Origin of the sequence: Acinetobacter sp. YH01019, from assembly GCF_013420285.1 — a bacterium.
Taxonomy (GTDB): domain Bacteria; phylum Pseudomonadota; class Gammaproteobacteria; order Pseudomonadales; family Moraxellaceae; genus Acinetobacter; species Acinetobacter gandensis.
This window is the reverse complement of the sequence record NZ_VOYM01000034.1, coordinates 1-24220: the sequence shown is the minus strand read 5'-3', so window position 1 is coordinate 24220 and position 24220 is coordinate 1. Positions and strand designations below refer to the sequence as shown.

At 38.0% G+C, this 24220-nt stretch carries 30 protein-coding genes and 1 pseudogene; 22 read left to right on the top strand and 9 right to left on the bottom strand.

Going from position 1 to position 24220, the window contains the following annotated elements:
* Positions 1 to 64: 64 nt before the first annotated feature.
* The 3 genes from accC to aroQ are packed head-to-tail and all read right to left on the bottom strand — an operon-like array spanning position 65 to position 2331.
* Positions 65 to 1426 (bottom strand): acetyl-CoA carboxylase biotin carboxylase subunit, encoded by a 1362-nt coding sequence (gene accC / locus FTT84_RS09520; RefSeq protein ID WP_067766957.1) that lies wholly within the window; start codon positions 1424 to 1426, stop codon positions 65 to 67.
* A gap of 17 nt (positions 1427 to 1443) precedes the next feature.
* The gene (gene accB, locus FTT84_RS09515; RefSeq protein ID WP_067766954.1) at positions 1444 to 1860 is read right to left on the bottom strand and encodes an acetyl-CoA carboxylase biotin carboxyl carrier protein; all 417 of its coding nucleotides are present in this window, start codon (positions 1858 to 1860) and stop codon (positions 1444 to 1446) included.
* 15 nt (positions 1861 to 1875) lie between these two features.
* Complete coding sequence (gene aroQ / locus FTT84_RS09510; RefSeq protein ID WP_067766951.1) at positions 1876 to 2331, bottom strand: type II 3-dehydroquinate dehydratase; 456 nt, start codon at positions 2329 to 2331, stop codon at positions 1876 to 1878.
* A gap of 1104 nt (positions 2332 to 3435) precedes the next feature.
* Between aroQ and FTT84_RS09505 the strand changes: the two genes are divergently transcribed.
* The 9 genes from FTT84_RS09505 (at position 3436) to FTT84_RS09465 (ending at position 8870) form a co-directional block, all read left to right on the top strand.
* Positions 3436 to 3804, top strand: coding sequence for a hypothetical protein (locus tag FTT84_RS09505; protein ID WP_067766948.1), 369 nt, complete (start codon positions 3436 to 3438; stop codon positions 3802 to 3804).
* 16 nt (positions 3805 to 3820) lie between these two features.
* Positions 3821 to 4213, top strand: a complete 393-nt coding sequence (locus FTT84_RS09500) for a hypothetical protein (RefSeq protein WP_180058779.1) — start codon at positions 3821 to 3823, stop codon at positions 4211 to 4213.
* A gap of 477 nt (positions 4214 to 4690) precedes the next feature.
* Entirely contained in the window at positions 4691 to 4951 is a 261-nt protein-coding gene (locus tag FTT84_RS09495) for a hypothetical protein (protein WP_180080874.1), read from the top strand.
* A gap of 28 nt (positions 4952 to 4979) precedes the next feature.
* Positions 4980 to 5711 carry a zeta toxin gene (locus FTT84_RS09490; RefSeq protein WP_180080908.1) on the top strand — a complete coding sequence of 244 codons (732 nt, stop codon included), beginning with the start codon at positions 4980 to 4982 and terminating at the stop codon, positions 5709 to 5711.
* Between the two features lie 39 nt (positions 5712 to 5750).
* Positions 5751 to 5972: a hypothetical protein gene (locus FTT84_RS09485; RefSeq protein ID WP_180080876.1), complete on the top strand. Its 222-nt coding sequence runs from the start codon at positions 5751 to 5753 to the stop codon at positions 5970 to 5972.
* Between the two features lie 219 nt (positions 5973 to 6191).
* Entirely contained in the window at positions 6192 to 6611 is a 420-nt protein-coding gene (locus tag FTT84_RS09480; RefSeq protein WP_067766939.1) for a YeeE/YedE family protein, read from the top strand.
* Entirely contained in the window at positions 6608 to 7027 is a 420-nt protein-coding gene (locus FTT84_RS09475; protein ID WP_180080878.1) for a YeeE/YedE family protein, read from the top strand. The genes FTT84_RS09480 and FTT84_RS09475 overlap by 4 nt, the downstream gene beginning before the upstream one ends.
* 5 nt (positions 7028 to 7032) lie before the next feature.
* Positions 7033 to 7899: an MBL fold metallo-hydrolase gene (locus FTT84_RS09470; RefSeq protein ID WP_257223388.1), complete on the top strand. Its 867-nt coding sequence runs from the start codon at positions 7033 to 7035 to the stop codon at positions 7897 to 7899.
* A 209-nt stretch (positions 7900 to 8108) separates the two neighbouring features.
* Entirely contained in the window at positions 8109 to 8870 is a 762-nt protein-coding gene (locus FTT84_RS09465; protein WP_180080882.1) for an alpha/beta fold hydrolase, read from the top strand.
* Positions 8871 to 8917: 47 nt separating this feature from the next.
* Here the strand turns inward: FTT84_RS09465 and FTT84_RS09460 are convergent, their stop codons facing one another.
* The 5 genes and pseudogenes from FTT84_RS09460 to tssK all read right to left on the bottom strand — a co-directional run.
* On the bottom strand, positions 8918 to 9874 hold the full coding sequence (locus tag FTT84_RS09460) for a M15 family metallopeptidase (protein ID WP_180080884.1): 957 nt from the start codon (positions 9872 to 9874) through the stop codon (positions 8918 to 8920).
* Positions 9871 to 10374, bottom strand: coding sequence for a hypothetical protein (locus FTT84_RS09455; protein WP_180080886.1), 504 nt, complete (start codon positions 10372 to 10374; stop codon positions 9871 to 9873). Before FTT84_RS09455 ends, FTT84_RS09460 begins: the two co-directional genes overlap by 4 nt.
* A 12-nt stretch (positions 10375 to 10386) precedes the next feature.
* Positions 10387 to 10563 carry a hypothetical protein gene (locus tag FTT84_RS09450; RefSeq protein WP_180080888.1) on the bottom strand — a complete coding sequence of 59 codons (177 nt, stop codon included), beginning with the start codon at positions 10561 to 10563 and terminating at the stop codon, positions 10387 to 10389.
* Positions 10564 to 10575: 12 nt separating this feature from the next.
* On the bottom strand, positions 10576 to 11379 hold the full coding sequence (gene icmH / locus FTT84_RS09445) for a type IVB secretion system protein IcmH/DotU (RefSeq protein WP_067766924.1): 804 nt from the start codon (positions 11377 to 11379) through the stop codon (positions 10576 to 10578).
* A gap of 9 nt (positions 11380 to 11388) precedes the next feature.
* Positions 11389 to 12114, bottom strand: a pseudogene (gene tssK, locus FTT84_RS09440) (type VI secretion system baseplate subunit TssK); the annotation flags it as partial.
* Positions 12115 to 12384: 270 nt separating this feature from the next.
* Between tssK and FTT84_RS09435 the strand changes: the two are divergent.
* The 3 genes from FTT84_RS09435 to FTT84_RS09425 all read left to right on the top strand — a co-directional run bounded on the left by FTT84_RS09435 (position 12385) and on the right by FTT84_RS09425 (position 16807).
* Positions 12385 to 14013: a long-chain-fatty-acid--CoA ligase gene (locus FTT84_RS09435; RefSeq protein WP_180080890.1), complete on the top strand. Its 1629-nt coding sequence runs from the start codon at positions 12385 to 12387 to the stop codon at positions 14011 to 14013.
* 227 nt (positions 14014 to 14240) lie between these two features.
* Positions 14241 to 15128 (top strand): DMT family transporter, encoded by an 888-nt coding sequence (locus FTT84_RS09430; RefSeq protein WP_180080892.1) that lies wholly within the window; start codon positions 14241 to 14243, stop codon positions 15126 to 15128.
* A gap of 362 nt (positions 15129 to 15490) precedes the next feature.
* Positions 15491 to 16807, top strand: a complete 1317-nt coding sequence (locus FTT84_RS09425) for an MgtC/SapB family protein (RefSeq protein ID WP_257223386.1) — start codon at positions 15491 to 15493, stop codon at positions 16805 to 16807.
* A 66-nt stretch (positions 16808 to 16873) separates the two neighbouring features.
* On the opposite strand, the gene FTT84_RS09420 is transcribed toward FTT84_RS09425, so the two are convergent.
* Positions 16874 to 17200: an EamA family transporter gene (locus tag FTT84_RS09420; protein ID WP_180080894.1), complete on the bottom strand. Its 327-nt coding sequence runs from the start codon at positions 17198 to 17200 to the stop codon at positions 16874 to 16876.
* Between the two features lie 74 nt (positions 17201 to 17274).
* Between FTT84_RS09420 and FTT84_RS18050 the strand changes: the two genes are divergently transcribed.
* The 10 genes from FTT84_RS18050 to ureC all read left to right on the top strand — a co-directional run bounded on the left by FTT84_RS18050 (position 17275) and on the right by ureC (position 24078).
* Entirely contained in the window at positions 17275 to 17451 is a 177-nt protein-coding gene (locus tag FTT84_RS18050; RefSeq protein WP_257223387.1) for a hypothetical protein, read from the top strand.
* A gap of 289 nt (positions 17452 to 17740) precedes the next feature.
* Positions 17741 to 18223: an urease accessory protein UreE gene (ureE, locus tag FTT84_RS09410; RefSeq protein ID WP_180080898.1), complete on the top strand. Its 483-nt coding sequence runs from the start codon at positions 17741 to 17743 to the stop codon at positions 18221 to 18223.
* On the top strand, positions 18210 to 18875 hold the full coding sequence (locus tag FTT84_RS09405) for an urease accessory protein UreF (protein ID WP_180080899.1): 666 nt from the start codon (positions 18210 to 18212) through the stop codon (positions 18873 to 18875). The genes ureE and FTT84_RS09405 overlap by 14 nt, the downstream gene beginning before the upstream one ends.
* Before the next feature lie 18 nt (positions 18876 to 18893).
* Positions 18894 to 19508, top strand: coding sequence for an urease accessory protein UreG (gene ureG / locus FTT84_RS09400; RefSeq protein ID WP_004778085.1), 615 nt, complete (start codon positions 18894 to 18896; stop codon positions 19506 to 19508).
* A 12-nt stretch (positions 19509 to 19520) separates the two neighbouring features.
* Positions 19521 to 20093: a HupE/UreJ family protein gene (locus tag FTT84_RS09395; RefSeq protein ID WP_180080902.1), complete on the top strand. Its 573-nt coding sequence runs from the start codon at positions 19521 to 19523 to the stop codon at positions 20091 to 20093.
* Between the two features lie 32 nt (positions 20094 to 20125).
* A complete protein-coding gene (locus FTT84_RS09390; RefSeq protein WP_373685005.1) occupies positions 20126 to 21028 on the top strand; it encodes an urease accessory protein UreD in 903 nt (300 codons plus the stop codon).
* Positions 21029 to 21187: 159 nt separating this feature from the next.
* Positions 21188 to 21490, top strand: a complete 303-nt coding sequence (gene ureA / locus FTT84_RS09385; protein WP_180058561.1) for an urease subunit gamma — start codon at positions 21188 to 21190, stop codon at positions 21488 to 21490.
* Between the two features lie 16 nt (positions 21491 to 21506).
* Entirely contained in the window at positions 21507 to 21815 is a 309-nt protein-coding gene (locus FTT84_RS09380; RefSeq protein ID WP_004778077.1) for an urease subunit beta, read from the top strand.
* Between the two features lie 89 nt (positions 21816 to 21904).
* Entirely contained in the window at positions 21905 to 22366 is a 462-nt protein-coding gene (locus FTT84_RS09375) for a GNAT family N-acetyltransferase (protein WP_180080904.1), read from the top strand.
* Between the two features lie 11 nt (positions 22367 to 22377).
* Positions 22378 to 24078, top strand: coding sequence for an urease subunit alpha (gene ureC / locus FTT84_RS09370; protein ID WP_180080906.1), 1701 nt, complete (start codon positions 22378 to 22380; stop codon positions 24076 to 24078).
* Positions 24079 to 24220: the final 142 nt, after the last annotated feature.

Sequence of the window (24220 nt, the reverse complement as noted above, 5' to 3'; positions counted from 1 at the left end):
TTTTTTATGTTAAATCACTAAAAAGCCACTCATGAGAGTGGCTTTTTAGTGTTGCGGGAGGAAATTATTTTTCCTCATGTCCTTCAATTTTTTTCAGCAAATGTTTTTCAAGGTAATGAATATCCATTGCTTGTTCACAGAAGTTTTTATCTTCAAGGATTAAATCTTTGTGAAGTGGGATATTGGTTTTCACACCTGTCAAAATGATTTCTTCTAAAGCTTGTTTCATTCGTGCAATAGATGCGTCACGGTCTTTACCATGTGCAATGAGTTTAGCAATCATGGAGTCATAGTAAGGAGGAATGCTATAGCCTTGATAAATGTGAGAATCAAGACGAATACCTGCGCCACCTGGTGCATAGAAGTGATCAATTTTACCCGGAGACGGCATAAATGTTGAAGGGTCTTCTGCGTTAATACGACATTCCATGGCATGACCACTGAGCGTGATGTCTTCTTGTTGAAGATTTAAACCAAGGCCAGCAGCAATACGAAGCTGTTGCTCAATGATATCAACACCTGTCACCATTTCGGTTACAGGATGTTCTACTTGAACACGTGTATTCATTTCAATAAAGAAGAATTCGCCATCTTCAAATAAGAACTCAAACGTACCCGCACCACGATATTGCATCAATTTACAAGCATTCACACATGCTTCTAAGATGTCAGCACGTGCTTGTTCTGGTAGGCCAGGAGCAGGTGCTTCTTCTAGTACTTTTTGATGGCGACGTTGCAAAGAACAGTCACGATCATACAAGTGAATTGCATGACCATTACCATCTGCTAATACTTGTACTTCTACGTGACGAGGTTTTTGCAGGAAACGTTCCATATATACGGTGTCGTCACCAAACCACATTTCAGCATCACGCTGCGCAGCTTGAACAGATTCGAGTAGGGTGTCTACACGCTCAACAATACGCATACCACGACCACCACCGCCTGAAGCAGCTTTAACGATCAATGGGAAGCCAATTTCTTTGGCTTCTGCTAAGGCATTATGGATGGTAACCGCATGGTCACAGCCCGGAACTGTAGGTACGCCTGCTTTTTTCATTGCAATAATGGCAGAAACTTTGTTCCCCATTAAGCGAATATGTTCAGGGCGTGGACCGATAAAGATGAAACCTGAGTTTTCAACAATTTCGGCAAATTCAGCATTTTCTGATAAGAAGCCATAGCCTGGGTGGATGGCATCTGCACCAGTAATTTCAGCAGCTGTAATGAGTGCTGGAATATTTAAATAACTTTCGCTGCTGGCACCAGGTCCAATACACACTGCTTCATCACAAAAGCGTAAGTGCATTAGGTCTTTGTCGGCATCGGAATAAACCCCAACGGTTTTAATTCCTAAAGTTTTGCAAGCACGAGTGATGCGCAAGGCAATTTCACCACGGTTTGCAATTAAAACTTTTTGCAACATTATGATTCCCCGTGGTCTTAAGCGCGATAGCGGAATAATGGTTGACCGAATTGGATCACTTCGCCATTTTTAACCAAAATCTCTTCAATCACACCGCTTTGAGTTGCTTCAATTGGGTTCATGATTTTCATTGCTTCAATAATACCAAGTGTTTCACCAGCCGAAACAGTCTGACCCACTTTAACAAATGGTGCTTCACCTGGGTTTGGTGCTGCATAGAACACACCAACCATTGGAGATGTTTCAACAGCACCACGTGGAGAGCGAGCAACTGGTGCTTCAGCAGCAGGAGCAGGCATTGCAGGAACAGCTGCTGCAACCACTGGATTACGACGAGTTAATGCGATTGATTGATCGCCTTCTTTAACTTCGATCGCCTGTAAGTCAGATTCAATCATCAAGTCGATGAGTTTCTTGATTTTACGGATATCCATGAACAGTATTCCTAATTAAGATTGAGAAGTTGGTTGAATTTTTTCGATGGCGAAGTCTAATGCGGCAGCGTATCCTTTTGCGCCTAAACCACAAATAACGCCAACGGCTTTATCAGAAAGATAGGAGTGATGTCTAAATGCTTCACGGGCATGGACATTAGATAAATGTACTTCGATAAATGGAATGGCAACGCCAAGAAGGGCATCACGTACTGCAACAGACGTATGTGTTAACGCCGCAGGATTGATAATGATGAATTGAACGCCTTCTTGTTGCGCTTGATGAATTCGGTCGACAATAGCGCCTTCCCAGTTGCTTTGGAAAGTATCGAGAGAAATGGATGCATTTTGAGCTTGTGAAATTAGTTTCTGGTTAATATCGTCTAAAGTGAGATACCCATAAACTTCCGGTTCACGTTTTCCCAGTAAGTTGAGATTCGGTCCATGAATGACCAAAATGGTCGAGCTCATTCAGCTTGCTCCAATAAAAATTTGCAAATTTACTTTGCAAGATGTCTGCAAAGTTTGCTCATTATGGCATAAATTTCCACATTTTTTTTATAATTTCTTTGAATTGACGTGAAAGGCATACACCGAGAATGGGCAATATAATGCAAACTTTGCAAAGAATTGGCAATGTTAAAAGATTACATTTTTATCATGATATTGTAGAACATTATTTTAAACCCAATTGGCTAAAACTGTTCATATCTTTTATGTAACGCTCAGTATATCTTCTTTTTAATGCCACAAAATCCTGTATTGAAAGCAAAAAAATAGCTTGATCTCGATTACTTAACGAATTACTGCTTTGAACATAATTTTTTGCTCAATTATATCGCTATTATGAATGCTCGATTTAACAGTTAAACCTATTGCTTAAAGGCAATTTCATTTTGATTGTCACTTAGCCTGAGCTGGTATTTGTTAAGTTTATTTAACTCAACTTTTTTATTTTTCTTTATTTATAATATTTATATAAAACAATTAATTGTGCCTGTTTTTTTGTGTAAAATAGCTTTGGAAGTCACATTGTGGAATTATGAATAAAGCTTTATGTGCTGTGAATGTATGAAATTGGGATTTGATTGATTTTTCATTTCAAGGTTGATTTCGGATTACATTAAACTAAGTAATTAGATAAACGTATGAAGGCTAAATATAAGCGTTACAAGCTATAGTGATCGGCAAGCTAAAGTAGGGATACATTACTGTAATCAGCATTTGTCTAATGTCATCAATATTTTTTAAAATGTTATAAAGTTGAATTGACCATTCTGCTCATATTTTTCGAATTTAAGCTTATCGCAACAAAAAAGATTCAGTTCCCAAATTGGCAGAAGTCATATGGCAGTTCGAATTTAAAGTGCTCATATAGGCTGAATGATTGGGCTTAAGCGTAAATGTAAGGATGGTGAATCTTTCATTTTAAGTTATCTTCAGAAGTTTTGATTATTAGAACTAAGAGGTGATTAGGCTTTCGGATTGTGATTTTATAATCTGGCACCAAATAAATTTTTTCGCTTTACGATTTCGCTATACAATGCATTATTCAATTTACCTCTGAGCTTAAATATGGCCAAAAATGCACAAAATTCATCACCTTTAGCTGAACTCATTGCTGAGCAAAAGTTGCTTTGCGAGGAAGTGGGATCAGCTTATATCGAAGTGAGTGGAGATGATGTTGTCGCAGTTGCTGTTCACACTTTAAATAAAGACCCAATAGTTGGGATTCGTAAACCTGCTGAAGGTGAAGAAAATGTAAGTTGGTACATTTATGGTGGTGAGCTTGAAGGTGCGGATAACTTTGAAACGATGACTGTTCGTAAGATGCAAGACATTTGTCCAGAAGTGCTGCCTTATTTAGCATTAGATGTCGGTTATCGTTTTATGATTGATGCCGATGACTATGAAGATATTTGGAAAGAAGGCGAAGAGGCTTAATTATATGCATTCAAGGATGATGTATAAAGCTTCTTCTATTCTTCTTGTATGTTTTAGCTTCATGCAGGGAGCGACGCATGCGAATGAATCGGTGCTACAGCCGATTCGACTTTTATCTCAAGCTGATTTTGATCACCAAATTGAACTTTATACGTCTCAAATTAATGAGACAAAGCTAATACTTGATGCTGAGGATTCGACGGCAAGTCCTGAGCAACAAACTAAAGCATTTTGCACACGTTTGCATGCATACCAACGCATTTTAGAAATTTCTCAAGAGAATGCTGCATTGAATATGGCTGGAATTATGCAAATGGTTGCTGAGCGTTACTTGCAACAGCAACAAGAAAGTATGCAATCATCAGGTTTAAATGAAAGTGCATTTTGTTCGACTGAATCAGTTAAATGACCATTTAAGCCATTTGTATTGTGATAAATGAAGCATTCAGTCATAGGATGCTTTTTTATATGTTGAATAAAATTAAACCTAGCACTTGGGTATATAAATTTTAAGAAAATGTTATAGAAATATTGAACTGAAAATGAAGATTGTCAGAAAATGATATGAAAAGTGCTTAAAATGACAACTGTATCACATTATTATGTTTCTGTTAGAACGTAAACACATAACAAACATCCCTGGTCCTGTTATGTGGCTAAGTTCTAATACATCAACTTGTTGATGTCGTTCTCTTTTGGCCACTGAATAAGTGGCTATTTTTTTTATCTAAATTTAGTATTTTGATAAAATGTAACCCCATAATAAGCACATATTTAGCATCGTAATTCTTTATTTGTCTTTACATAATCATTGATGGATAAATAGACAAAATAAGTCAGTATGATAAGATGATTGAACACATTTCGATGTTAGAGGAGTGGTTGAATGACAGCTTATACTTCAGTGATGAAAGCAAGTAAATTTGAGGATGATTTAATTCCGAATCTTGCGATTCATGCATTTCGCCATGCTTTTGAACAAGCAAGTGCTTCTTCGACTGTGGTTTATGTAAAAGGTCAGCAATTAGTTCAGCGTTCGCAAAATGGCCAAGAAATTCAGCTTAAAGATGTATCTTCTGATTTCGTTCAAATAGACGGTCTTCCACTCAGATTAAAACGAAAAAAGAAATGTGAGGAAACGATCTAATACCATGCCTCCACAACCACGTATTCGGATGTTTGCAGGCCCTAATGGATCGGGTAAAAGTACCGTTAAAGAATATTTGTTGCCCCATCATATTGGGGCTTATTTAAATGCAGACGAACTAGAGTCTGAACTGAATAAAACCAAACAACTCAATTTGATTAATTATCATCCTGCTTTAAAAGCGGTGGATTTAGTTGAGTTCTTAAAAACAACAAAGCGCCCATTTCAAGGCAATTTTATACCTTTATTGGTTAGTCAACCGATTATTCTTGATCCATGGAAAATTGAATTCCAAGCGGATCAAATTGATTCATATTTATGCGCCAGAATTATCGATTATATTCGTCTCCAATTTTTAGAATTAAAAATCAGTTTCACTTTTGAAACAGTCATGTCACATATCTCTAAAGTTGAATTTTTGCGCGAGGCGAAACGGAAGGGGTTTAAGACCTACTTATATTATGTATCCACGATTGACCCAGTTATTAATATTTCAAGAGTACAATATCGGGTGCAAAATGGCGGACATGATGTGCCAGAACTAAAAATAAGAGAACGCTATTATCGAAGTATGGATTTGCTTATGCAGGCTGTTGAAGCGACGGATCGTAGTTATCTTTTTGATAATTCAGCAGATGGTCAACAGGCATCTTTCATTGCTGAGATAGAACAAGCTGAAATATTAAAAATGAACCAAGGTTTACATCGAATGCCATGGTGGTTTGTAGAAAAAGTATTGAAAGAGTTTGAAGCTGAATAATTTAAATGACAATAAGTGCGTAACAAATCAGGAATAAAAATGACAAGTCAGAACAATCGTGCTGCTTTACCCACAACAACGCAAGCGCAAGAAGAAGTTGCTCATTTAGAACAACAATTGCCAGAGCAGCAGCAAAAGCAAGAAAATTTCAGCAGTGCGGATTGGGGTTCTGGAATAGATATTTCACAAATCATTGAACTTGGATCTGACGTTATAGAATGGGTGGGTGATACTTTGAGTGACATTAATATTGATTTATAAATGAAATTTGATTAATAAAACTTAATAATATTATATGCTTGTTAGAAATATCCCGAGGATATATTCCTTGATTTTTCAATTTAATGAAGAACGTCTTAATAAAGGCTGCATTCATTCGAATTAATTTTTTAATAAAATTATTATAGAAGAAGACTTGCAACTTCTCTCAAATAACATATTATAAAAACATATATTGTTGTTGATGGATTGGGCATCTGTATGCATCCTTTTATGATGGCATTTCTAGGTGGAGCTTTACTTGGCCTGGCGGTGGTGGGCTATTTATATGTGCATGGTCGTATTGCGGGCATAAGTGGTTTAATTGCACAAGTTTTAAACCCTGCCACAATTTTTAAAACACCTGCAGTTTGGTTCTTATCAGGTCTGATTCTCGTTCCATTTATTTATAAACAGCTTACAACACCTACAATACAGCTTGATGCAAACCCATGGATGATGATTGTTGCTGGCTTATTAGTAGGTTTTGGTACACGTTTGGGTTCAGGCTGTACCAGTGGGCATGGCATATGTGGGATCAGCCGATTATCAAAACGTTCGATCGTTGCAACTCTAACGTTTATGTTAGCAGGTGTTGTAACTGTCTATATGATTCGCCATGTGATTGGAGTTGCAGCATGAAAAACTTACTTGCTTTTATCTTTGGTGGTTTGTTTTCAGTAGGCTTGATATTTTCAGGTATGTCCAATCCTGAAAAGGTGTTAAGTTTTCTTGATATATTTGGAAGTTGGGACGCCAGTTTAGCATTTGTGATGATGGGTGCGATTGCAGTTGCATTTATACCATTTCAATTGGCTGTAAGAAAATCCACACCTAAAACTATAGATGGTTATCCTATAAATTTACCAAAAAACAAACAGATAGACTCAAAATTGATTGTGGGAAGCTTACTATTTGGTATTGGTTGGGGAATCGCAGGAATTTGTCCTGCTCCAGCATTTACACTTATTGGCCTGGGTCACTACGAATCATTGTATTTTATCTTGGCAATGTTAGCCGGTGTAAGGTTGCATCATAAAATAATGAGAGTGAATTAATGACGATGAATGCAATTGTTCAAGATTTTTTTGATAAAAATACCAATACTTTTAGTTATGTAGTCGCTGATCCGGCCACTAAAAAATGTGCGATTATTGATAGTGTTTTAGACTATGACGCAGCTTCAGCCACAACACAAACATATAATGCGGATAAAATTGTCCAATATGTTTTAGAAAATAGCCTAAGCGTGGAATGGATTCTTGAAACACATGTACATGCTGACCATTTTACAGCTTCACAATATTTAAAGGCTAAATTGGGTGGCAAAGTAGCAATAAGTCATAATATTACGATCGTACAGGAAACATTTAGTGCAATTTATAATTTTGATGTGAAATATTTTAATTCACATCAATCTTTTGACTATTTATTTGATGATCATGAAACGTTTAATATCGGAGCGTTAGAGGCTTATAATATTCCTACGCCGGGACATACACCTGCTTGTTTGAGTTATGTCATTGCTAATGAAGCAGTATTTGTCGGTGATACCTTATTCATGCCTGACTATGGTACAGCCCGTTGTGATTTTCCTAAGGGAAGCGCATCAACACTGTATGATTCTGTTCAAAAGTTATATCAGTTAGCCGATGATACAAAAATATATTTATGCCACGATTACTTGCCAGAAGGGCGGAGCAAATTTTGTAGTATCAGCAGTATTGCAGAACAAAAGTCAAGAAATATACATATCAATACACAGACAGATAAACAGGCATTCGTAGAAATGAGGAACCAGCGAGATGCTAGATTAGCTATGCCAAAATTAATACTACCAGCAATACAAATTAATATGGATGCTGGAAAGTTTCCTGAACCTGAGTCCAACGGGGTTCGTTACTTAAAATTGCCGCTGAACTATTTTTAAAAATATCTATCGTTCGAAACGCAGCTCAAGCTGCGTTTTTTAAATTTTAAATTTTAAATTTTAAATTTTAAATGATTTATAACTTTTTTAAATAGCCTAAGCAAATTATTCTAAATAAAATAGCCTAAGCAAATATACATAAAATTTTGTCAATTGATTTAATACCGAAACAAATACAAAATTAGCTTAACTAAATAAAGTAATGAACAATGATCCTTAACTACGAGATTCATCAAAATAGCCAAAGTTCACAAATACCACTAGTTTTCATTCATGGGTTATTTGGGAGTTTAAGTAACTTAGGCATGTTAGCCAGAGCATTTCAAAAATCACATAGTGTTGTACAAATAGATTTGCGCAATCATGGGCATTCTGCCCATGACAAAGAAATGAATTACTTCGACATGGCAAATGATGTACTTGAAACGCTCGATTATTTAAATATTAAAAAATTTTCCGTGGTTGGACATTCAATGGGAGGGAAAGTTGCAATGCAACTAGCATTGAGTAGCGATCGCGTTGAACAGTTAGCTGTACTGGATATTGCACCATTTGCATATAAGGAACGGCATCACGATGAGATATTTCAAGCATTATTTGCAGTAGAACAAGCCAACATTGAAACACGCCAGCAAGCCATAGAAATTATGCGTGAATATATATCGGCAGAAATGGTTATTCAGTTTTTATTAAAATCATTTAGTAAAGGGAAATGGCTGTTTAATATTGATGCCTTATACAACCATTATCAAGATATTACAGATTGGCCGAATAGTGAAACTGCTTGGCAAAATGAAGCACTATTTTTAAAAGGAAGTTTATCTCCATATATCTCCAAACCTGAACACATGGAAGCATTGGCTAAACAATTTCCACATGTAGAAGTGATAACGGTTGAAGGTGCTGGGCATTGGTTACATGCAGAAAAAACGCAACAAGTATTAGATCAACTGCAAAAATATATTGTGTAATTAATAAAAAAGCCCTCATTTATTTTGAGGGCTTTTTAAATTAAAACTCAGGGTTCGATATTTATATTACTGGCCTGAAGTTGTCCTTCAGATGTTAAAAGAGCCGCCATTTCTGCAGTCTTTTTTAAGCCTGGCATACGATATTCGGTATGACCATAGTCTTGAATTGATTTCCAACGACCACCCCAAGTTAATCCAACTGATTCAGCAGCCTGCCCATAAAGTTGATAACCGCGCATTGCCCAAGGGTCGCGTTCTGAAATAACTACTTTTCCATTTCGTTTAAATGCAACATCAGCGGCTAAACCAAATTGGTGATAACTTTGAAAACCACGTGCACGTGTTGTATTTTTATTGGTAGCTAAATTATTTTGACGTTCTGGGCTACGATAGCCTTCGAGTAGTACCATCTCATAGCCATGTTGCTCACGCATAATTTTGAAAACCATGAGTAAGCGCTGCTTATAACGTGGATTCATTTTATGCCACTTACGATCGGCAGAAGGTACATCTGTTGAATATGAATGAGTGTGAATATCTTGAACTTCAGGATTAAAGCTACTCGCTATAATAGAGGCTTGTTCTACAGCCGCTTCTTCAGCAAGCGCTTCTTGTACAAGATATTCTTCTACTTCAGGAGGAGCATCCAGCATTTGTCCTTCAAGCATGGCATAAATTTGAGGATCCGCTTTACGTAAATAGTCAGCTTCAACTTTGCTTGCAGTAATTGGACGTGTAAATGCAAATAAAACGATACTAGAAAAAAGTAATAATCCTGCGAATAAAATCCACCACTGCTGTAAATGCCAATGCGATTGAATTTGGTTTGGTGCAGCTGCGTAATTAAACTCATAAGCAAATTTTCGGGCATGTTGTATCTGTTTTTTACTTTGTGGAATTAAACCAAGGAAAAATTCTTTGACCTGATTACGGACTTCATAAGAAAAACAAAGCACTGTCACCAGTGCTAATGTTAGAAAGCTACCAATCAAGAAAATAATCATGGCGCACTTATAGCTACAGCTGGTGTACTCACTTCTTTCACTCTTTTTGTCACCGAAATTTGTGTGCCGCCCATTGGTTCTTCAAAATGTTCCACTTCTGTAGGCTTGCTTGATTCCGCTGGTTTAACCGTTTTCACTGGAGTAGCTTTTGCTTGAACAGGAGGCTGTATGTTTGTTTTTGCTTTAACTGTGGTTGGTGCTACTGGATGTTTTTGAGTTTCGACATGCGTGCTTGGTGCTTTCTTATTTAACTGTGTGATATCAAAGGGTGATCCTGAATTTTGCACATTCTGACTTTGATTTTTGGCTTTTTCATGAGTTGGATGACTGAAAACTGCAAGATCATTTGAATATAAGTCATCCTCATCTTTATCATCTAATGGTTCAGTTTTAACTTTAGATTGAGATGAATCTTCATTAGAACGGGTATTCTGTATTTCCGTTTCATTATTTAAAGCATTTTGTGCTTGCAAACGATCATTACTTTCAGCTTTATTCACTGAATTTACTGTTTATTTTGCCCCGTCAGCAGCTTCTTCATCAGAAAAAAGATAAATATATGCCAGGCCAATCACAATGATCAAAGCGATACCGACTAAAAATCCAATTGCTGCATGCACCATTGGAGGTAAATTATTTTTTTGCGTAGATTGTAAAATTCTTACGTTATTCGATTTTTCGTTTGCCATGTCATCATTTTCTTATGGTAAATGAATAGTGATATAAGCCTGTTCAGATGGCGCTGTAATAACATTTTGGTATTGCGATAATGCTTTGGTGTTTTGGTTCGATAGCATATATTTCAATCCACCAAAGGCCAAGACTGCAAACAATGCCCAAAAAATTAAAATCCAAAAGAAGGGTAATTCACGATGAATAATATTCTTAATTTGATCCGGTAAAGCAGCAAAAGGTGAAAATGCTTTTTTGCCTTTCATATAATCAATTTCGTCACCAACTCGAGCGACCAAAGAGTTCAACATTTCTATCGATTCAAGTCGGTATTTACCATGAAAACCAAGCAACATGCAGTAGTGATAAACTTCAAGTGCCGCCAGTCTTGATTTATCTTTTGCTCTAATTTGTTCTAAATTTTCAAAAAAACGATAGCCAGCAAGTTGAGAACCAAACAAACTTAGCTGTAGTGGATTCATCATCCAGTTATTTTGCAAATCAAAAAAACGTGGATCTTGTTGTGTAACAATTGTTTCATCAATTAGTGCACAAAATGCATATTTAGAATCGGTGATATCTTCATTACTGAATTGAAGCTTTCGTGCCTGACTTTCAAAACGATTCAGCAAATCCATAACCTTATTTCTGAAGTTCTCTGGATTTGAAGGTACATATTGATTTTTTAAAAGAAAAACAATGTAAAAGCCATCATGGAGCAAATCAACTAAATTGCTAGAACTATTTAATTTCGGTTCAGCTGTCTGTTTCAAAGAACCTTGACCAATTTGACCATCATCAAATAAAGATGGAGCATTATTTGAAATATTCATCATGTTTCCTTAACCGTTCATTACTGCAATTAATTCAATAGAAATATCTTGGAAGCCAGCTGGCATGTAGACACAAATTGATTCGGAATCAATCATGCGTTGATAAAGGTCGTTATTTGGCTCAACTTCAAAATAATTCACACCCGAGCGAACAGGAATTGCAGTAGGAACTTGCATCATATGCTGCAATGGTACGGCAGGAAGCGCTGCCATGACGCGTTGTTCTACATCCACTGTATTACCAACTTTAAAGCGTAGCGGCACATAAGAAATAATGTCATGTGTAGGCATTACACTACTAGATACTGCTAGATATAAACGTGAATCACGCGTGATTTTGTCACTTTCTAGGCTACCCACCCAATAAGAAGGTCGAGTTTCCTTCAAACTAATACTGATATAGCGATTTGAGATTATCGTATCCAGTAGGTCACGTAAAATCACATCAAGTTGGGCAAAACTTTCTTGTAAATTATGGTGTTGATATTGTGGCAAGTGATCAACGTCATACGCTGTAGAAAATGTCAGAAGTGAACCTGTTAAACGCAGCAATTCAAAATACAGACGTTCCGGATGAATCGTAGGGTATTGGAGTAAATGATTTAATGTTGCATGTGCCGTATTTAACGCATTTACAAGCCAAAATGACACAATATCACCAGAACGAAACTCAATGAGCTTTTGTTCATTTTCACGATTATTAGACTGGATGGTTTTAATTTTTGCTTTAATAATTAAAGAATAAATAAAATTAAAATACATAACATTTCTCTATAAAAAGTACCGTAACAATTAGATAAAAATATTAGTAGCTTATCGTATAAATTCAGGTTAAAACATAATGAGCAGTTTCAGGTATGCACTTCATATCGGCTGTGAACCGTGACGTTTCCTAATTAAAGAATGTTGTCGTTTTTATAGAATTAGGAAAGGTTGCTGATAAAAGTTCTGCATATATTTGTAGCATTAGAACAATGTAATTATGGATAAGATCGGGAGCAATGAATGCTTGGCAATATGATGTTTAAACCGCTTTTAATTAGCAGCATGATTGAACATGCGGGTCGTTACCATGCAGATAGTTTGGTAATTTCGAAGAATACCGATACCACAATTACGGAAACCACTTGGGGCAAAGTTCATGAAAACTCTAAGCGCTTTGCAAATGTTTTAGCATCATTTGGTTTAGATCTTAGTGATCGTATTGCAACCATTGCATGGAATAATCACCGCCATTTAGAGTCTTGGTATGCCATTTCAGGCAGTGGTTACGTCTGTCATACTATTAATCCACGTTTGTTCCCAGAACAACTTATTTTTATTATTAATGACGCATCTGATCGCGTCATTTTATTTGATAAAACTTTTTTACCTCTAGTTAAAGCGGTTAAACCACTTTTAAAATCGGTTGAACACTATATTTGTTTAGATGCTGTTGATGAAGCAATTTCACAGGATTTTCCTGAAATTAAGTTTTATGATGAGTTAATCGCGCAACAAAATGCTAACTTTGATTGGCCTGAACTTGATGAATTGTCTGCAAGTTCATTGTGTTATACCTCAGGTACTACAGGTAATCCGAAAGGTGTTCTCTATAGTCACCGTTCAACCGTACTGCACAGTTATGCCATTAGTATGCCAGACTCACTGAATGTTTCTGCACGCGATATTATGATGCCTGTTGTGCCAATGTTCCATGTAAATGCATGGGGTACCCCTTATGCCGCGGCTATGGTGGGCTGTACCTTGGTATTGCCTGGTCCAGGCCTTGATGGTGCAAGCCTGACTCAAATGATTGATCAATATAAAGTCTCAGTGGCTTTAGGTGTGCCAACAATTTGGCAAGGTTTGATTAATGCAGCGCAGCAAGCTGGAAGTAAACTTGAAAGCTTAACGCGAAATGTTGTTGGCGGCTCAGCTTGTCCACCGGCAATGCTAAAAGTATTTAAAGAGCAATTTGGCTGTGAAACCATTCATGCTTGGGGAATGACCGAAACTAGTCCACTGGGTTCAGCAAACCAATTTAAAGCGAAACATCAACATTTATCTGATGAAGAAAAACTTCAATTACGTCTTTCACAAGGTCGTCCACCATTTGGTGTCGATTTACGCATTACCGATGAAGAAAATGGCACCAATGAAGTCACTCGTGATGGCGAAACAACGGGTAACTTACAAATCCAAGGTCATTGGATTATCAACAATTACTTTGGAAAAACCGAGTCTGCATTAACTTCAGATGGTTGGTTCGATACGGGTGATATTGCAACCCTAAACGAAGATGGTTTCTTGAAAATTAGTGATCGTTCTAAAGATTTGATTAAGTCAGGCGGTGAGTGGATATCATCTGTTGATTTAGAAAACTTAGCGATGGGACACCCAAAAATTGCAATGGCGGCTGTGATTGCTGCGACACATCCAAAATGGGATGAACGTCCAATTTTAATTGCGATTAAAAAGCCAGATGTCGATTTATCTGATACTGAAATTTTGGATTACTATGCCGATAAAGTAGCGAAATGGCAGGTGCCAGACAAAGTCATTTTTGTGGATGCAATTCCCCTTAGTGGCACAGGAAAAATGCTGAAAAAGGATTTACGTGAACAGTTTGGTTCTGTACTCATGGACAGCTAATTGAGCAATAAGTTTCAACGAGACCGTAATATTGAGTCAATATTACGGTCTTTTTTATGCACAATCCTTAGATCGGTTTCTTTAATTTTTTATCCGGCAAAGATACAATTGATAATTTATTCTTGAAATACTAATAAAAATTCTTCAATCAATTAAGTACGAGATAAACTCGCATTCAATCTAGGATGCGCGTACATTTGAAAGGCTTTGACTTTTTTTAAATATATATGTTTCCCACTTGGATTTTATTTACTTTAATGGCTGCCTTTATGCAGTCTTGGCGTAATGCTTTTCAAAAGCAATTAAGTACAACGGTCGATGTGTATGGCGTAACTTTAGCGCGCTTTATATTTGGATTACCTCTTGCTGGATTATATTTATATTTTTTATATCAACAGCAACCTATTTCAGTTGAAACATCATTTACGACTCAATTTTGGATTTATATTGTTATAGCAGGGTTAAGCCAAATTTTGGCAACCATATTAATGGTTTTGCTATTTAAACAAAAAAATTATGCTATTGGTGTTGGACTTGCGAAAAGTGAAGCGATTCTTGCGGCAATAGTGGGTGTAATTTTTCTCGCAGAGCATTTAAGTTTAATGGGCTGGGGTGGTGTGGCTATTGGTGGTCTTGCCGTATTTTTACTCAGCAAAGGCAATCAAAAACAGAAACTCTCTATTTCAACTTTATGTATTGGTATTGGCAGTGGTTTAAGTTTTGCCGTGACATCCTTATTGGTACGTGAAGCAAGTTTAGAATTATCAACACTACCTGTTATTCAACGTGCAGCATGGGTATTACTTAGTGTTATTGGTTTTCAATGCTTTATTATGTTGCTTTATTTGAGTATTTTTAGCCGATCAACCTTAGTTGCTATGTGGCAACGCCTTGGTTTGACGTTCCGCGTGAGTATTTGCAGTTTCCTTGCTTCTTTGGGATGGTTTACGGCAATGAGCATGCAAACCGTCGCGATTGTTAAAACGCTAGGGCAGATTGAAATTTTATTTAGTCTACTGATTTCAGCCTATTTCTTTAAAGAAAAATTAGCACGAACAGACCATTGGGGGCTTGGCTTGGTTGTGATTGCTGCCATTATGGTAATTTGGGCTTAAAATATATTATTGAGCTTTGAACATGCCAATTTTCCAAAGTACATTGGCATTTGTATATATAAATACTTTGCACAAAATAGCATGAATAATTTACATCATTTATCGCACAGGGTATGATCAATTTGAGATGTGAAGCAATAGTTAGTGCTTATAAATGAAGTGCTTAAGTTTCATAGCTATTTTTCATTTTATCATCAGCACTATTAAATGAACTCTAGTAAATGGGCCAAGAACTTTTAAGTCTGCTTAGAAAAGTACTTTAATTTTAAAGTGTTTCTTATTTCGAGCTATATATTCGCTACATAAGATTAGAATTATATTGAATGTGAAATATACAAGAATTTGCCTAAGGGAGTAATAAATTGAATAGCCTTTTAATCAGTTTATCTTTCCAGCATTTGCTCAGTATTATGGGCGCGGCGTTAGGCTGCGGTTTACTGATTGGGCTTGAACGACAACGTAATAATAATCAAGTTAAAGAACAGAGTTTTGCTGGACTTCGTTCCTTTTCAATTTGTGCGCTATTGGGAGCACTGTGTTTTCTTATTCATCTTTCAGTAGGCATCGTTGGCGCATGTGCCATTATCGCATTTAGTATTTATGGATTATTCAAACAAAAGCAGGATATTGGGTCTACCACAGAACTTGCGTTTGTTATGACCTATTTTATAGGCGCACTGTGTGTGTATCAGATTCCACTCGCAGCTGGTCTTGCCGTAGTTTTAACATTAATTTTAATGGGAAAGCCTTATTTACACGGTATTGCAGGCAATTGGATTAAAGATTATGAATTGCGTGATGGGCTATTTTTATTGGCGCTGTTACTAATTGCGTTACCGCTAATGCCCAATAAACCTTTATGGGGCGCAGTTCTGAATCCTTATGTTATTTTAAAATTGCTGATTTTAATTTTAGTGGTGCAATCAGTAGCACATATCGCCAAACGCTTGTTATCGCGAAATAAAGCATTAATTTTATCTGCCGTAGCATCTGGTTTTGTATCAAGCACGGCGACAATCGCAAGTTTAGGAATGGAAGTACGTCAGGGGCATGGCGATGCCAAATCAAATGCAGGGGCAGGCTTATTTTCTTGTGTGGCAACCTTATTACAATTACTCATTATTGTTGCTGGACTCAGCCTAGAATGGTTCACTTTACTCTTATTGCCTTGCCTATTGGGTATCACCATTTTAATGATTGCCGGCTTTATTTATGTTTCCAATCTTAAAAAGTCTAATTTTTCCAATTCAACAGATTTACCTAAAATTGCAGCCCCAAATACACCAGACCTTGTACTTCAAAATGATATAGATGCAGAATCAATTAATGACACTCGTATGTTTAGCTTAAAGCAAGCCGCTATTATTGCTATAAGCCTGACATTAATCCAAGCAGCAGTATACGGTCTTAATTTATTGTTAGGTGATAGTGGATTGATTATTGGTACATTGTTGGCATCTTTATTTGAAGTTCATGCTGCAATGGCAACTGTCGTCATGCAAGGTAGCATAGAAAACATGACATTGGTCTATGCAGTTATGATTGGCCTTGCTGCACACGCTTGCTCAAAATGTATCAATGCTTGGATGACAGGTGGTACAGCCTATTTTCTGTATTTTGCACCTATACAAATCTTACATATTACTTGTGTGATTGCAGCCATAATTTATTGGGTTTAAAAATGTATCGCAAATTTTTAATAAGTTTTATTTTTTAAAATTACATGGAATTATTGAAGTTTTTTTCTAATGTGCGGATTTAAGTAGTTGAAGTTTGGTTTTAATTTGAGGCCAACTGGTTGAAATCCAGCAAATTAATGAACCGACTGTGACTAAAATTGCACCATGCCAAAAACTTAAAGATAAATTTGTCTGTAGAATAAACATGGAAATGAGCGATGAAAAAATAGGGCTAAAATACGATAACGTGACTAATATTGTGATGTTACCCTTAATAATACCGATATTCCATGCCGCATAACCCAATGCTGTGACAGTAGAAACCATTAACATTAATATGCCTGTATTTAAATCAATATGTGGAATTTCAGGAATACCATGAAAAACGAACATTTTCAGCCAAAGTACATACGACTATAAATCGCGTTTTCTCTCGTGATAAATCGTCAGAAAAATACGTACAAGATGTGCTGTGTAAGCATGCTAATGAATTTAAACATTGGGTTGAACAAGGGGCATGTATTTATCTCTGTGGTAGTTTAAATATGGCCCAAGGTATTGATGATGCTTTAGTAGAAATTTTAGGTGCTAAACAAATTAATGCCTTACGTAAGGCCGGTCACTACCGACGAGATGTGTATTAATGCTTAGCTAGATTGGCATAAATTCTATTTCTACAATCCTCCATCGATGGGGGATTTTTTTATGGCCATCTGAATAATTATCGGCAATCACATATTTTTTAATAATTAAGATGTCTTGCACGAAGCAAATTTCAAAATAATTAGATAGACACGGCAAAAATAAAACGCTTGGCAAAAATAAGATTGGCATGAATAGTGCATTATTTTAATGCAAATCATTCATTTAATGCTGAATTTAGCATCAATTTAGTTCACGAATCACGATAAAAGAAATTGAGATTGGGTATTTATGAAAATCTATACGGAAAGACTTGAGGGTAATGTCGTACAAGAAAATGTCGCGGTAGTTGAACTGACATTTGATACACGACAAAAGAGCCGTTTTCGTGCAACTTTAGCTAACGGGCACGATATTGGTGCAGATTTACCCCGTACCGGCATTTTAAGGCACGGTTCATATATCGCAACTCAAGAGGGTGATGTACTGCGTGTCGATGCCAAAGCAGAAAAACTTATGAAAGTTGAAGCACCAAGCAGCTTTGATTTATTAAAAGCAGCGTATCACTTGGGTAATCGTCACGTCCCTTTAATGCTCACCCCAACGGCGCTGTATTTTGAGCCAGATCATGTATTGGCGGAAATGATAATTGGACTTGGTTTAACGGTAGATGAAACCATGCATACATTTGAGCCTGAAAGCGGTGCCTATGCACAGCATCAGCATGATCACAGATTAAGCCCAATTAAGGCTTTGCATCATGTCCACGCCTAATGCTTCACAGCTTTTAAGTCTGTTGACTTTGTCCTCAACGGCACTACCAATTGGGGCGTACTGTTATTCTCAAGGGGTAGAAAGTGCGATTGATCAGAGCTTAATTTTTGATGAAACCTCGAGCATTACTTATTTTGAAGAAGTGCTTGAAATGCTTTTGGTACGGTTTGAGCTGCCCGTTTTGAAACGCCTAATAATATCTTTTGATCAGCCTGAGCAGTTTGAATACTGGGCGCAGTTATATAGAGCAAGTCGAGAAAGCAAAGAGTTATTGGCTGAATCACAGCAATTGGCATTTTCATTAAATGCGTGGATTCGTGATGTGCTGAAAAAGCCTGTGAAATTAAAAAAGCAGATTGGTTTCGTACCCATCTATGCGCATCTTTGTGGACAACTCGAACTCGATGTAGCAGAGGTTTTGACTGCTTATACCTTTACTGTACTTGAAAATCAGGTGTTGGCTGCCGTGAAAACTGTACCACTTGGACAGATGAGTGGACAACGGATTTTATGGCATGTGCATGGGCTGATTCCAGAGGCAATTGAACGTGCTTTAGCACTGCAAGATGCTGAACTCAGTAGCGCCTTACCTAATTACGCCATGCTCAGTATGGCACACGAAACTCAATATTCGCGATTATTTAGATCTTAAAAATAAAGGACATTTCACATGACAGAACGTAGCCCATTACGCGTAGGTATTGGCGGTCCAGTTGGTTCAGGTAAAACAGCGCTGACTTTAAATTTATGTCAGGCACTGCGTGAAAAATACAATATGGCGGTGGTCACCAATGACATTTACACCAAAGAAGATTCCAACTTTTTGACACGTCATGAGGCGATGTCACCTGAGCGTATTGTTGGTGTAGAAACAGGAGGCTGCCCGCATACCGCAATTCGTGAGGACGCCTCCATTAACCTAGCGGCTATTGATGACCTGTGCGAAAAATTTGATGGCCTTGAACTGATCATTATTGAAAGTGGCGGTGATAATTTGGCAGCAACATTTAGCCCGGAACTTTCAGATTTAACCCTGTATGTTATTGATGTTGCAGGTGGAGAGAAAATTCCACGTAAAGGCGGCCCTGGTATTACCAAATCTGATTTATTAATTATCAACAAAACCGACCTTGCGCCTATGGTTGGAGCCAATTTGGATGTGATGGATCAAGACGCGAAACGTATGCGCGGTGAAAAACCTTTTCTATTTTCCAATATGAAAACTAAAGATGGCTTAAATGACATCATCAGCTTTATTGAGAAACAAGGTTTGTTTAAAGCATAAGGGGCATCCACTATGAAGTTATTATTGCAAAGAATTACCTTCACATCGTTGGCATTCTTTCCCTTGGTAGCAATGGCGCATCCAGGCCATGAGCATAGCCATAATAGTTTTATCAGCGGTTTTGTGCATCCATTTACAGGGCTTGATCATCTAATGATGGCGTTAGCATTTGGCGTATTGATTTGGACTACACACCAGCGCTGGAAATGGGCCGGATTATTCGGTTTATCTGCCGCAATGATTGTCGGCTTTATGATCGGTGCACAATTTCACTTGGCAACAGCAATTGCTGAAAACGGCATTATTGCGTCGCTAATTGTATTAGCTGTTGCTCTTTGGACCAAAACCAATAAAGCCGTTCCTTTTATTGCAGCACTTTTGGCCGGTTTTCATGGCGTTGCACATGGTACGGAACTTGGCCAAAGCGGTCAGGCAGTTTTGCTGGTCACTGGTATGGTGACAGCGATGGCATCTATATACGGATTCGGTTTGCTCGTCGGCGCATTTATTCAAAAATATGTGCCTTACGGTAAGCAAATGATTGGCGCTCTGGCAGCTATTGTTGCTGTAATTGGTTTGGCTTAATGCCTCATTCATCTCAAAAAACGGAGATGCAAATGAATGATATGGCATTAAGCGAAACAAAGCTTAAATCGGTACTACAGCAGCATAACAACCAATTGTGGTATGCCTGTTTGGAACTGGGTTTTGCCTATCAAGTACAATCAAATCGAACCGTATTACAGCATCGCAAGCATCATGGGCCTGTACGCGTTCAGAAGATGTTGTGGCCAGAAAAAACTGGTATTTGTCATGCCATTATCGTGCATCCACCAGCAGGAATTGCAGGCGGTGACCATCTGACTTTTGATATGAAAGTTGAGGTGAATGCGCATGCGTTGGTTACCACGCCCGGTGCTGGAAAATGGTACAAAACCAATGGTAAGCAAGCCTATCAGCATATTCATATACATGTCGCAGCACAGGCGACATTTGAATGGTTACCGCAAGAAACCATGCTTTTTGATGGTGCCAATGCTGACTCTGAAACACATATTCATCTAGATGAAATGGCCAGTTTTATTGGGTGGGATATGTTGGTCATCGGTCGACAAGCACGTGGTGAAATTTTTCAGCAAGGGCAATACCAAAGCAAATTTAGGCTGTATCGTGCAGACAAATTATTGGTTGCAGATAGTTTAAATTTTAAGGGGCAGGATCGGTGGCTTACATCCTGTTTAGGTATGAATGGACATGCTGTGATGGGAAGTTTCTGGGCAGTAGCACCATCGCATTTAAGGCAAACAACATTACTGGCTGAACATATCGAATTAATCCGTGAATTGATTATGCGGATGAATCTAGCGGTGACTTTAACCCTGTTAGATGATGTGATTTGTGCACGTTATTTAGGCGATGATGTACGTGAATGCCATGATGCTTTTGCAGCAGTCCGTGCCCGTTTAAGACGCTATTGGTATGACCTAGCAGAAGAATTTCCACGGATTTGGCGCACTTAAGTTTTGCCATCATTGGAAAGTAGATAGGTCTAGCAAGATTAATAGATTAAGTGTTCATTTTGCCTTTGGGTTAGGACACTAAAAATTAAAACGTACGAGAGCGAAAGAAGAATTTGCACGCATTTTGCATTCTACATTTTAGAAGATTAGGAAATTGTTATGGAACTTAATCCAACTGAAAAAGATAAATTATTAATATTTACTGCTGGCCTTGTTGCAGAGCGTCGCAAAGCGCGTGGTTTAAAACTGAATTATCCAGAATCAATTGCATTTATTTCAGCAGCACTGCTTGAGGGCGCACGCGATGGCATGTCCGTAAGCGAGTTAATGCACTACGGCACAACCTTGTTGAGTCGTGATGATGTCATGGATGGCGTGGCAGAAATGATTGCAGAAGTGCAAGTCGAAGCTACTTTTCCAGATGGTTCAAAGCTGGTGACTGTTCATCAACCAATAGTCTAATAAAAAGGAGTAAACCATGATTCCTGGTGAAATTATTACACCTGATTCAGACATTGAAATGAATGTCGGACGAGAAACACTGAAAATGCGTGTTGCTAATGCAGGCGATCGACCAATTCAAGTCGGCTCACATTTTCACTTTGCCGAAGCCAACGATGCTTTGCAATTTAATCGTGAACAAGCCAGAGGCTATCGACTCAACATCGCTGCAGGAACAGCGGTTCGTTTTGAACCGGGGCAAAGTCGAGATATTGAATTGGTTGCACTTGCAGGTAAACGTGAAGTGTATGGGTTTGCAGGGCGTGTTATGGGTAAATTGGATTAACTATTTTTATGCTCAAGTGTCTTGTTGAACAATTAAATTGTTGTTAGTAATAAGTTCAATAAGTACATGAAAAAGCATAAGAGAATTAAATGTTAATAATGAAAATACGCCCAGCAACTGTTGATGATGTTGAAGCTATCGCTGCTGTTATTGAACCTTTTGTCGATGATGTTGTCGTGACTGAAGAAGGACGTGAACGCTTTAAACCTGATATGTTGAAAAACATCTTCCAACACCCACTTATTCATTATTTTGTGGCAGAAATTAATGAAAAAATCGTAGGAAATTTAGCGTATGTCTCTCCATCACATGTCATGCATTATTTCTTAAAACCTGAATATCACGGTCAAGGTTATGGTCGACAAATGTGGGACTTTTTAGAGCAAGAAATACTCAAAAATGATCCCGATATAATCACAATAAATTCAAGTCATTATGCACTCGATATTTATAAAAAATATGGATTTGAAGTGGTCGGTGCGCTAACGGAGAAATGGGGTATTCAATTTATTCCGATGCAAAAGCTACTAAAGCCAAAAAATCTAGAATAGGAAATACATCAATGAAAATGTCTCGCCGTGCTTATGCGGAAATGTTTGGCCCTACAGTAGGTGATAGAGTTCGCTTAGCTGATACAGAATTGTTTATTCAAGTTGAACAAGACCTCACGACTTATGGTGAAGAAGTTAAATTTGGCGGTGGTAAGGTCATTCGCGATGGTATGGGGCAGTCACAATTATTGTCTGATGAGGTCGCTGATACCGTCATTACCAATGCTTTAATTGTCGATTGGTGGGGTATTGTCAAAGCCGATGTTGGACTTAAAAATGGTCGTATCTGGAAAATAGGTAAAGCAGGTAACCCTGATATTCAACCTGACATTACAATTCCTTTAGGTGCAGCAACTGAAGTCATCGCAGGTGAAGGACAAATCTTAACGGCGGGAGGGATTGATACTCACATTCATTGGATTTGCCCACAACAAGTTGAAACAGCACTAATGTCAGGCACAACTACAATGATTGGTGGTGGTACAGGCCCCGCCGCAGGAACATCTGCAACCACAGTAACTCCAGGCCCATGGCATATTGCGACCATGCTACAAGCCATTGATGATTTACCCATGAACATTGGTTTGTTAGGTAAGGGCAACTTGAGTCAGCCTGAACCAATCGCTGAACAAATCAAAGCCGGTGTGGTGGGTTTAAAATTGCATGAAGACTGGGGATCGACACCAGCCGCGATTGATAACTGTTTAAGTGTGGCAGATGAATACGATGTGCAAGTTGCCATTCACACTGACACACTAAATGAAAGTGGCTTTCTAGAAGAAACTTTGGCGGCATTTAAAAACCGGACCATCCACACTTACCATACTGAGGGTGCGGGCGGTGGTCACGCACCAGATATTTTAAAAGCAATTGGTCAACCCAATGTTTTACCATCTTCAACCAATCCCACACGTCCATATACCGTCAATACCATTGATGAACATTTAGATATGTTGATGGTTTGCCACCATTTAGACCCTGCAATTTCTGAAGATGTTGCTTTTGCTGAAAGTCGGATTCGCCGTGAAACTATTGCTGCAGAAGATATCTTGCAGGATATGGGCGCAATTGCCATGATGTCTTCAGACTCGCAAGCGATGGGGCGTGTCGGTGAGGTTATATTACGCACTTGGCAGACGGCACATAAAATGAAAGTGCAGCGTGGTTCACTCGAAGGTGATAATCAAAATCACGATAACAATCGTGTAAAGCGCTATATTGCTAAGTATACAATTAACCCAGCAATTACCCATGGTTTAAGCCATGAAGTTGGTTCGATTGAAGTTGGTAAATTGGCCGATATAGTGTTATGGAAGCCTGCATTTTTTGGTGTTAAGCCTTCAATGATTATTAAAGGCGGAATGATTGCAGCTGCGCCGATGGGTGATATTAACGCTTCAATTCCAACGCCACAGCCTGTGCATTATCGTCCCATGTTTGGCGCTTACCCACGCGGCGTACATAACACTTGCATTACTTTTTTATCGCAAGCCGCTATTGATGATGGCGTTGCAGAAAAACTGAAATTAAATAAGTTAATTTCGCCTTGTAAAGCGACTCGTAATATCTCGAAAGCAGACATGAAGTTAAATACCTATTGTCCTATGATGGAGGTTGATCCTGAGATTTATGAAGTAAGGGCAGATGGCGTGCATTTGACTTGTGAGCCTGCGGAAGTATTGCCAATGGCGCAGCGTTACTTCTTATTTTAATCATTTCCAAAACACGGCTTTGTTGCACAAAGATTTGAAATGCAAAGCGCCCCTAATTGAGCCAAATTTAAGGCGTAACTTGGGTAAGTGGTCGACCTAATTCCGTAAATCTGTTAAGAACTGCTACACGTGCATGGATCTC

What these genes read in the sequence shown, in the direction of transcription:
- FTT84_RS09465 (WP_180080882.1), top strand. Translation starts at nt 8,109, where the DNA reads ATGATCCTTAACTACGAGATTCATCAAAATAGCCAAAGTTCACAAATA.
- FTT84_RS09450 (WP_180080888.1), bottom strand. Translation starts at nt 10,563, where the DNA reads ATGGCAAACGAAAAATCGAATAACGTAAGAATTTTACAATCTACGCAA.
- FTT84_RS09460 (WP_180080884.1), bottom strand. Translation starts at nt 9,874, where the DNA reads ATGATTATTTTCTTGATTGGTAGCTTTCTAACATTAGCACTGGTGACA.
- FTT84_RS09485 (WP_180080876.1), top strand. Translation starts at nt 5,751, where the DNA reads ATGACAAGTCAGAACAATCGTGCTGCTTTACCCACAACAACGCAAGCG.
- FTT84_RS09500 (WP_180058779.1), top strand. Translation starts at nt 3,821, where the DNA reads ATGATGTATAAAGCTTCTTCTATTCTTCTTGTATGTTTTAGCTTCATG.
- accB (WP_067766954.1), bottom strand. Translation starts at nt 1,860, where the DNA reads ATGGATATCCGTAAAATCAAGAAACTCATCGACTTGATGATTGAATCT.
- FTT84_RS09495 (WP_180080874.1), top strand. Translation starts at nt 4,691, where the DNA reads ATGACAGCTTATACTTCAGTGATGAAAGCAAGTAAATTTGAGGATGAT.
- ureA (WP_180058561.1), top strand. Translation starts at nt 21,188, where the DNA reads ATGGAACTTAATCCAACTGAAAAAGATAAATTATTAATATTTACTGCT.
- FTT84_RS09395 (WP_180080902.1), top strand. Translation starts at nt 19,521, where the DNA reads ATGAAGTTATTATTGCAAAGAATTACCTTCACATCGTTGGCATTCTTT.
- icmH (WP_067766924.1), bottom strand. Translation starts at nt 11,379, where the DNA reads ATGAATATTTCAAATAATGCTCCATCTTTATTTGATGATGGTCAAATT.
- accC (WP_067766957.1), bottom strand. Translation starts at nt 1,426, where the DNA reads ATGTTGCAAAAAGTTTTAATTGCAAACCGTGGTGAAATTGCCTTGCGC.
- FTT84_RS09405 (WP_180080899.1), top strand. Translation starts at nt 18,210, where the DNA reads ATGTCCACGCCTAATGCTTCACAGCTTTTAAGTCTGTTGACTTTGTCC.
- FTT84_RS09420 (WP_180080894.1), bottom strand. Translation starts at nt 17,200, where the DNA reads ATGTTCGTTTTTCATGGTATTCCTGAAATTCCACATATTGATTTAAAT.
- FTT84_RS09380 (WP_004778077.1), top strand. Translation starts at nt 21,507, where the DNA reads ATGATTCCTGGTGAAATTATTACACCTGATTCAGACATTGAAATGAAT.
- FTT84_RS09480 (WP_067766939.1), top strand. Translation starts at nt 6,192, where the DNA reads ATGCATCCTTTTATGATGGCATTTCTAGGTGGAGCTTTACTTGGCCTG.
- ureC (WP_180080906.1), top strand. Translation starts at nt 22,378, where the DNA reads ATGAAAATGTCTCGCCGTGCTTATGCGGAAATGTTTGGCCCTACAGTA.
- FTT84_RS09475 (WP_180080878.1), top strand. Translation starts at nt 6,608, where the DNA reads ATGAAAAACTTACTTGCTTTTATCTTTGGTGGTTTGTTTTCAGTAGGC.
- FTT84_RS09375 (WP_180080904.1), top strand. Translation starts at nt 21,905, where the DNA reads ATGTTAATAATGAAAATACGCCCAGCAACTGTTGATGATGTTGAAGCT.
- FTT84_RS09490 (WP_180080908.1), top strand. Translation starts at nt 4,980, where the DNA reads ATGTTTGCAGGCCCTAATGGATCGGGTAAAAGTACCGTTAAAGAATAT.
- ureE (WP_180080898.1), top strand. Translation starts at nt 17,741, where the DNA reads ATGAAAATCTATACGGAAAGACTTGAGGGTAATGTCGTACAAGAAAAT.
- FTT84_RS09435 (WP_180080890.1), top strand. Translation starts at nt 12,385, where the DNA reads ATGCTTGGCAATATGATGTTTAAACCGCTTTTAATTAGCAGCATGATT.
- FTT84_RS09470 (WP_257223388.1), top strand. Translation starts at nt 7,033, where the DNA reads ATGAATGCAATTGTTCAAGATTTTTTTGATAAAAATACCAATACTTTT.
- ureG (WP_004778085.1), top strand. Translation starts at nt 18,894, where the DNA reads ATGACAGAACGTAGCCCATTACGCGTAGGTATTGGCGGTCCAGTTGGT.
- aroQ (WP_067766951.1), bottom strand. Translation starts at nt 2,331, where the DNA reads ATGAGCTCGACCATTTTGGTCATTCATGGACCGAATCTCAACTTACTG.
- FTT84_RS09390 (WP_373685005.1), top strand. Translation starts at nt 20,126, where the DNA reads ATGAATGATATGGCATTAAGCGAAACAAAGCTTAAATCGGTACTACAG.
- FTT84_RS09430 (WP_180080892.1), top strand. Translation starts at nt 14,241, where the DNA reads ATGTTTCCCACTTGGATTTTATTTACTTTAATGGCTGCCTTTATGCAG.
- FTT84_RS09505 (WP_067766948.1), top strand. Translation starts at nt 3,436, where the DNA reads ATGGCCAAAAATGCACAAAATTCATCACCTTTAGCTGAACTCATTGCT.